The sequence below is a fragment of the Acidobacteriota bacterium genome (assembly GCA_016196035.1).
GTDB lineage: Bacteria > Acidobacteriota > Blastocatellia > RBC074 > RBC074 > JACPYM01.
On the sequence record JACPYM010000131.1, the window covers coordinates 45,631 to 53,653 of the forward strand.

Here is an 8,023-nt window from a genome sequence, read left to right on the forward strand (position 1 = left end):
CAAGCTGGCAGCTTGTCGAACAACCCGGTCGCTACCGCTCCCGGTACTGCATTAAGCTCCGCATTATGAAAACGCTCGTTGTCCTGTTCATCGCCATCTGCGCCCAAGTGCTCGGCGATGTCTGTTTAACCAAAGGCATGAAAAGCATCGGCGAGATCAACACGCTCGACCCGGTGGCGCTCTTTCACCTCGGCGTGCAGGTCTTCACCACGCCGTATGTCTGGCTGGGCATTGCATCGCTGACGCTGTTTTACCTGCTCTACCTGGTCGCACTCTCGTGGGCCGATTTGAGTTTCGTGTTGCCGGTGACGGCGTTCGGTTACGTGCTAAATGCGGCGCTGGCGCGTTGGCTGTTGGGCGAGCACGTCTCGTTGGGGCGCTGGCTGGGCACCACGATCATTTGCGTGGGCGTAGCCATCGTCTCGCGCACCGAACAAAAAACCACCGGAGGCGCGGTGGCGTGAAAACCTTTCTGCTGTTGTGCAATCTGATCGTGTGCAGTTCGCTGGGCGAACTCCTGTCGGCCAAGGGTATGCAACAGGTCGGCGCGGTTTCGTTGCGTCCGCGCGCCTTGGCTGGCGCGCTTTGGCGGATGTTGCGCAATCCCTTTTTGTTCGCGGGCGTCGCCTGTTTGGCTGGCGCGTTTTTCACGTTTATCAGTTTGCTGAGCTACGCCGATCTGAGTTTCGTCGTGCCGCTGACGGCGGTCAGTTACATTACGAACACCTTGGGCGGGCGCTTCTTTTTGCACGAACGCATCTCGCGCGAACGCTGGTTGGGCACGTTGCTGGTGGCAGGCGGCGTGGCGCTGATTTCATTATCCAGCACAGTTGAAACACACGCGCTGCAATGGTGGCAGGCGTTTTACGCCTTGCTTGCGCCGGCGGCAGTGGTGAGTCAAGCAACCGCGCCGTTGCTTTTCTGGCTGCTCTTCGCGGTGCGCGTCGTGTTGCTGGTCTGTGTGACGGCGGCCTGTGTTTACTACAGCGTGGCCCTGTTGGCGGGGCTGTTCTGGTTTCGCGACCGGCGGCGGCAGCGCGCGTTGGGGTTGAGCTATACGCCTGCCGCCACGATTTTCAAACCGGTGCGCGGGGCCGATGCGCATGCGTATGAAAACTTCGCCAGCTTTTGCCGGCAGAATTTCCCGGTCTTCCAAATCGTCTTCGGTGTGCAGGACACCAGCGATCCGGCGCTCCCGATCATCGAAAAGCTGCAACGCGATTTCCCTGCGTGTGACATTGCGCTGGTGGTTTCGCCCAAAGAAATCGGCTTCAATCGCAAAGTTTCAAATCTGCAAAATATGCTCGCGGCGGCCAAACACGAAGTGCTGTTGCTCGTGGACAGCGACATCCGCGTCGGGCCGGATTACCTGCGCCGCGTCGTCGCGCCGTTGCAACAGCCCCGCGTCGGCATGGTCACCTGTCTCTATCGCGGCACGAATGCGACGACGTTGGGCGGGCTGTTGGAGAACATCGGCATCTCGTCAACTTTCGGGCCGGAAGTCTGTGCGGCGCGCACGCTCGAAGGCATCAAATTCGCTCTCGGTTCGACCATCGCGTTGAAACGGGCGTTGCTGGAAAAAATCGGCGGCTTCCCAGCGGTGGCTGATTATCTGGCCGATGATTTTCTGCTCGGCAATTTCACGGCGGCGGCGGGTTATGAAGTCGTGCTCTCTGATTACGTCGTCGAACACGTTACCGGGCCGGATTCGTTCGGCGCGATGTTGCGGCATCAATTGCGCTGGGGCCGTTCGACGCGTATCTCGCGTCCCTGGGGCTATCGCGGCTTGATCCTGACGTATGGCACGGTGACCGCGCTGCTGTCCCTGCTGGCCTGGCAATTCAGCCCGTTTGCCTGGGGCCTGCTGGCGCTGACGCTCGTGATTCGCGCGCTGCCGGCGTTTGTCGTCGGCGTGCTGGGCTTGCAAGATTTCGTCTTGGCGCGCTGGTTCTGGCTGGTGCCGGTGCGCGACCTGATTACGTTTGGCGTTTGGCTGGCCAGCTTTATCGGCGACGAGATTCATTGGCGCGGGACGAACTTCCGCGTCTTACCGGGCGGCAAACTTGCGCCCACAGGAAGGTAGGACAGCCTTTAGAGCGGTTTGCCACGAGAGCAGCTCGTGCCGAGACGGTACCGCGCGTGAGCAAGCGGCGCGTCAAGCTGACGCCATTGGCCGAATCGCACAAGCTCCGCTTGCTCACGCGCGCGGTACCGTCTCGCTGCCAGGCAGTCTGTCCTACCAGCTTCAGAGGAGTCTTATGCATTCATCTATCATTCGTTTCTTTACGCTATGCGTGCTAACGGGCTTGCTCTTCACCGCTTGCCAACCCAAAAAACCGCAAGCGACCGCGGGCGCGAAACAGTATGAACTAAAAGGCAAGGTCGTCTCTGCTGACAAGGCCAAACACAAGGTCACCATCGCGCACGACAAGATCGGCGATTATATGGAGGCGATGACGATGCCCTTCACGCTGACCGACGATTGGGTTTACAGCGATCTGACACTCGGCGCGCAAATTCAGGCCACGCTGGTCGTAGACCAGGGCATGACCTGGCTGGAAAATCCGGTCATCACCAAAGTCGTAGACCCCACGCTCGCGCGTAGCGAGGAAACCGGCGTCGAACCTTCAGCGGGCGCGGAAGTGCCCGATTTCACCCTGGTCAATCAGGACGGCAAGAAAATCAGTTTCAAACAATATCGCGGCGGCCCGCTGGTGCTGACCTTCATTTACACGCGCTGCCCGCTGCCCGATTACTGCCCGCTGATGAGCCAGAATTTCGCCAAAGTCAAAGCCGCCGTAGACGCCAATGACAAGCTCAAAACCAAAACGCACCTGCTCAGCATCAGCGTTGATCCCGACTACGACAAGCCACAAGTTTTGCGCACCTATGGCGCAGGCTATGTTGGCAAGCCCGATTTCAAACAATGGGAATTCGCCGCCGGCGCGCCCGGCGAGGTCAAAAAGGTCGCTGAGTTTTTCGGCCTGCAATACTGGGCGGAAAAAGACCAGATCATCCACGGCCTGCGCACCGCCATTGTCAGCGCCGACGGCAAAGTCGTGAAAGTCTATCGCGGCAACGAATGGAAGCCGGAAGAGATCGTGCGGGAGTTGGAGAAGCTGTAGTTCATCAGCAAGGGATTTCCCGACAAAGACTGAATCCTGAATCCCGGTTCCTGATCCCTGGCAAACGAAAAATGCTGGTGGGTTTTTACTGGTCAGGGATCAGGAACCGGGATTCAGGATTCAGCCCTGCACAAAAATGGAAAGTTGGAACGACTGAGATTGTTTGGCCACCGGATGCGGTGCTTCGTGGTTGCATTTTCTGACTGCCTTTAACGCCAACTGACATTGACAAAACCGTGCCCTCAGTTTCCCCTAGCACGCGGCAAATCCGCGCCGCACTTTTCGATTCAATCTGTTTACAAGGAGTCTCTCAACGATGAAGCTAAGTTTGCTACTGTCACTGGTTCTCTGTGTGTTGGTCGGCGTGGGCGCAGTGCTTGCCCGCCGCCCTATCGCCGACTTGCCCAACTTTGGCTATTGGAGCGCGAAGGAGTTGCGCGATTACGAAAAGCCGTTGCGCGAAAAGACCGGCGGCCCAAATAAAACCTCCAGCGTCAAACTAGGTGACTACGGTTCCAGCAACGTCGCCATCAGCCACCGCGAAGCCGATGGCATCGCCGAAGTCCACGCCCAAATGGATGATTATTTCGTCGTGCAAAGCGGCGCGGCCACCCTCGTCATCGGCGGCGAAGTCGTCAACGCCAAGCTGGTCGAACCCGGTGAAACGCGCGGCGAGGCGATCAAAGGTGGCGAACGGCGCAATTTAGCTGCTGGCGATGTCGTGCACATCCCCACGAACATGCCGCACCAATTGCTGGTGGAAAAAGGCAAGGTCTTCACCTACTTCGTGATTAAGGTGAAAGCGAAGTAATTTCCTGGGTACGCAGCGCTTCCAGCGTGCGGTCTCGGCATTAGATGTATTCCCACCGGTAGAAAAACGTCTGACGCCGAGACCGCACGCTGGAAGCGCTGCGTACCCAGGGCTGGCCGTAGTCTCTCGCTCCGTCTTCCTGCTGTTATGAACGCATCTTCCAAACACCAATTCGTTTTGAAACTCTTGCTTGTGACTGCTGTGCTCGTGGCCGTCACGTTCGCCGCCTGCCACAATCAACCTACGACAAAAACCGGCGCAGGCCCGCAGGCACAAACCGCGCAGGGCGAACTCAAAACCTTCAAGCTCAGCGAAGCTTCCAAAGCCGAACTTTTTTTGAGCGAGCCAAAAGTCATGAGTCCGACCGAAATGGCGTGGGATGAATTCGGCAGGCTTTATGTCGCCGAGATGCTCGACTATCCCGAAGACCCGCCGCCCGGCACACCCGCGCGTTCGCGCATTCGTATGCTCGAAGACAAGGACGGCGACGGCGTGTATGAAACTACCACGATCTTCGCCGAGCACGTGCTCGAAGTCAGCGGCTTGCATCCGTGGAAGGGCGGCCTGCTGGTCACCGCCGCGCCCGACATTTTGTGGCTGAAAGACAATGACGGCGATGGCAAGGCCGATGTGCGCCAGGTGCTTTACACCGGCTTCCCAATGGTCAACCCCGAAGCGCGCATCACCAATTTGCGGTATGGCCTGGACAACTGGTTTTACGGCGCGCAGAACGGCAACGATGGCAAAGTGACTTCGCCCGCTCACCCCGAACGTCCGCCGATTCTGATTCGCGGGACTGATTTCCGCTTCAACCCGACGCGCGACCTGGCCGAAGCCGCCAGTGGCCCGGCGCAATTCGGTTCGTCGTTCGATGATTTCGGCAATCAGTTCATCACACAAAACACGATTCATCTGCGCCACGTTATTCTGCCAATGCAGTACATTCGCCGCGCGCCGTTGTTGGAAGTGCCTGCCTACGCCTTTGACATTTCCGATCACGGCAAACCGTCGGCGCAAATCTTCCCGCTGACCGAGCCGCAGGAATGGCGCAAAGAGCGCACGGCGCTGCGCCAGCAACGCTACAACGAGAACGGCCTGAATCGCGTCGAGCAGGTCGGCGGCTATTTCAGCGGCGCGAGCGGCGGCACGGTTTATAACGGCGACAACTTCCCTGCCGAATATCGCAACAATGTTTTCACCGGCGATGTCAGCGCCAACCTGATTCACCGCGACATCGTCAAGCCGGATGGCGTGACGTTCACGGCGTCGCGTTCATTGAACAACACCGAGTTTCTGGCCGCGACCGATGTCTGGTTTCGCCCCTGCAATTTCGCCAACGCGCCTGACGGCAATTTGTACGTGATGGACATCTACCGCCTGTTCATCGAAACGCCTGAATCCATTCCTGAAGAAATCAAGAAAGGCATGGACTTTTACGCAGGCGACAAACTGGGCCGCATCTGGCGGATTGCGCCGAATAAACCGAATGTGCAACGCGGGCTGAAAGTGAATCTGGGCACGGCCAGCACGGCGGAACTGGTCAAGACGCTCGAACACGCGAACGGCTGGCACCGCTTCACCGCGCAACGCTTGCTGGTCGAACGGCAGGACAAGGCGGCCATTCCGTATCTGAAAGAGTTGGCGGAAAAGAGCGCGTCGCCGCAGGGCCGCTTGCATGCGCTGTGGACGCTGGAAGGGCTGTCAGCCTTGGACGAAGCGTTAATCTTGAAGGCGTTGAAAGACAGCGACGCGCATTTGCGCGAACATGGCTTGAGATTAGCTGAAAGCTTCTTGCTCAAATCAAAAGCACTGGCTGACGCCACACTGGCAACTGCCAAAGACAGCGACTTGCGCGTGCAGTTCCAAGCAGCCTTTACGCTAGGCCAGTTAACAGATGTGCGCGCGTTGAATGCGCTGGCCGACTTGGCGTTGCAACGCAGCGATGATCAATGGTTCCGGCTGGCAATCTTGAGTTCAGCAGCCGATTCCGCCTCGCAGTTCTATGCTTTATTGCGCACCAAGAAACCGGATTGGGAGAACGCCGACCTCTTCACGCAACTGGCCGCGCTCGTCGGCGCGAAACACGAGGCGGGCGAATTGACGCGCTTCCTCGCTTCGCTCAACAAACTGAAAAAGCCCGAAGTCGCGCTGGCCGGACTCGCCAAAGGCATCAAGCTGGCGGGCGTCAAAAACCTGCAAGCCGCCCAGGCCGAAGCCTTGCTCGCGCCCTATCTCAACCACAGCAACGACAAGGTGCAGGCCGCCGCCTGGGATTTGGCGCGCTATTTTGAATTGCGCGCGCTGGTCACCAAAGCGACCAACGATGCCGCGAACACGGCGCTGACCATGCCCAAGCGCGTCGTCGCCGTGCGCGCCTTGCGCGGCGGCCAATTCGCGGCGGTACAACCCATCCTGGCCAAGCTGCTCGTCGCGCACGACACGCCCGACGTGCAGAGCGCCGCCATCGAATCACTGGCCGCCTTCGACGAGCAAAACATCGCGCCGCTCTTGCTGGCGCACTGGAAAAGCTACTTGCCCGATGCGCGGCAAAAGGTGCTCAACGCACTGCTGACCAATCAGGAATGGATGCGCGCGCTGTTGCAAGCCGCCGAAGACGAGCGCATCGAGCGCACGGCCTTCGACCCGGCGGCCCGCGCCCGGCTGGTTGATCATCCCGACAAAGCCATCTCGGAACGCGCGCAAAAGTTTTTCAAAGAAGAACTGAGCGACCGCGCCCAAGTCGTCACCGCCTACCTCGACGCCGCCAAACTCACGGGCGATGTCGCGCGCGGCAAGAAATACTTCGAGGACAACTGCGCCAAATGCCACCTGCCCCAACGCGAAAAGGCCCGCATCGGCGCCGACCTTTCGGGCATCAACAACAAAACCAAAGAAGAGTTGATCACTTCGATTCTCAATCCCAGCAAGGCCATCGAGCCGCGCTTCGTGAATTACATCGTGACGACCAAGGACGGCCACATTTACGACGGCGTGCTGGGCAATGAGACGCCGGGCACGCTCACCTTGCGCGGCGGGGCCGAAGGCGACGTGACGATTCTGCGCGCCAACATCGCTAACATTCGCGCCTCGGCGCTTTCGTTGATGCCGGATGGGTTTGAGAAGCAATTCGATCAGCAGGCGCTGGCGGATATTTTGGCGTATTTGCGGGGCGGGTTGTGAGAGCGCAGTTGACAGGCCTGAAACCACGAAGCGACGAAGAACACGAAGCAGGCTGATGGCTTTCTTCGTACTCTTCGTCGCTTCGTGGTGAAAAGCAGTTTCCAATATTGCGCGAACCGCTTTAGAAAAGGTCACCCACACGACAGGTAAACCCGGGTAGCAAGTCGCTGGTCAGTTGATCGTCTTCGCTCAGGATGCGGTCGCGGGTGAGCGATTGATAGATCGTCACCAGCTTGGTTTCCGGTTCGACGATCCAAACTTCGCGCACGCCAGCGTTGAAATAGTCACTGAGTTTGGTTTTGACGTTGGTGTAAATATCGTTGGGCGAAATGACTTCGACGGCGAGGTCGGGGGCAATGTCCCATTTGCCAAACGGCACGCCTTCTGCGGGGATGCGTTCTTTGGCAAGAAACGCCAGATCAGGCAACCGCTCATTCGCGCCAATGAGAAACGTAGTGTCCGGGCTGTACATATCACCAAGCTGGTTTTGCTCGACGTGCATCGCCAACCGCCATCCCAAACGCATAATCGTGCGTCCGTGCAAAGCTCCGGCCATTTTGACCTCCTTAACACCATTTACAATTTCGTAGTCGCTGTCATCAATGACGGCTTCGGCCACCGCTAATTCTGCAACTGCAGTCATCGTAGTTCCTCCACTTAAAGCAAGAATGGGACGAGGCGGATTTTAGCCGCAGCAATACGGCGCGGCAACAGAAGAAGACAAAGAGGAGGGGAAGCCAATGGCCTTGTCATTACCCACATCTGCTCTCTTATGCGCCGGAGGCGCGGCGGATATTAGCCGGTGGTGAAAACACCGGAGGCTTGTCGTTATTGCCTTTGCGCCCCGGCAGGGGCGCGGGACGAGACATGACCGGCAGTGGATTTCGTGACCTGACGCTACGTCCGG

The 8,023-nt window shown here is 58.4% G+C and carries 6 protein-coding genes; 5 read left to right on the forward strand and 1 reads right to left on the reverse strand.

The annotated features are described in order from the left end of the window. Nucleotides 1–65 precede the first annotated feature (65 nt). The 5 genes from HY011_35835 (at nt 66) to HY011_35855 (ending at nt 7,116) form a co-directional block, all read left to right on the forward strand. Entirely contained in the window at nt 66–464 is a 399-nt protein-coding gene (locus tag HY011_35835) for an EamA family transporter (protein ID MBI3428325.1), read from the forward strand. Then, entirely contained in the window at nt 461–2,083 is a 1,623-nt protein-coding gene (gene hpnI / locus HY011_35840) for a bacteriohopanetetrol glucosamine biosynthesis glycosyltransferase HpnI (GenBank protein ID MBI3428326.1), read from the forward strand. Before HY011_35835 ends, hpnI begins: the two co-directional genes overlap by 4 nt. Nucleotides 2,084–2,258: 175 nt before the next feature. Beyond that, on the forward strand, nt 2,259–3,125 hold the full coding sequence (locus tag HY011_35845) for an SCO family protein (protein ID MBI3428327.1): 867 nt from the start codon (nt 2,259–2,261) through the stop codon (nt 3,123–3,125). Between the two features lie 316 nt (nt 3,126–3,441). Then, complete coding sequence (locus HY011_35850; GenBank protein MBI3428328.1) at nt 3,442–3,936, forward strand: hypothetical protein; 495 nt, start codon at nt 3,442–3,444, stop codon at nt 3,934–3,936. A 177-nt stretch (nt 3,937–4,113) separates the two neighbouring features. After that, nucleotides 4,114–7,116 carry a c-type cytochrome gene (locus HY011_35855; protein ID MBI3428329.1) on the forward strand — a complete coding sequence of 1,001 codons (3,003 nt, stop codon included), beginning with the start codon at nt 4,114–4,116 and terminating at the stop codon, nt 7,114–7,116. Nucleotides 7,117–7,237: 121 nt separating this feature from the next. Here the strand turns inward: HY011_35855 and HY011_35860 are convergent, their stop codons facing one another. Further along, nucleotides 7,238–7,759 carry a Uma2 family endonuclease gene (locus HY011_35860; GenBank protein ID MBI3428330.1) on the reverse strand — a complete coding sequence of 174 codons (522 nt, stop codon included), beginning with the start codon at nt 7,757–7,759 and terminating at the stop codon, nt 7,238–7,240. Nucleotides 7,760–8,023: the final 264 nt, after the last annotated feature.

What these genes read in the sequence shown, in the direction of transcription:
- HY011_35850 (MBI3428328.1), top strand. Translation starts at nt 3,442, where the DNA reads ATGAAGCTAAGTTTGCTACTGTCACTGGTTCTCTGTGTGTTGGTCGGC.
- HY011_35835 (MBI3428325.1), top strand. Translation starts at nt 66, where the DNA reads ATGAAAACGCTCGTTGTCCTGTTCATCGCCATCTGCGCCCAAGTGCTC.
- HY011_35860 (MBI3428330.1), bottom strand. Translation starts at nt 7,759, where the DNA reads ATGACTGCAGTTGCAGAATTAGCGGTGGCCGAAGCCGTCATTGATGAC.
- HY011_35845 (MBI3428327.1), top strand. Translation starts at nt 2,259, where the DNA reads ATGCATTCATCTATCATTCGTTTCTTTACGCTATGCGTGCTAACGGGC.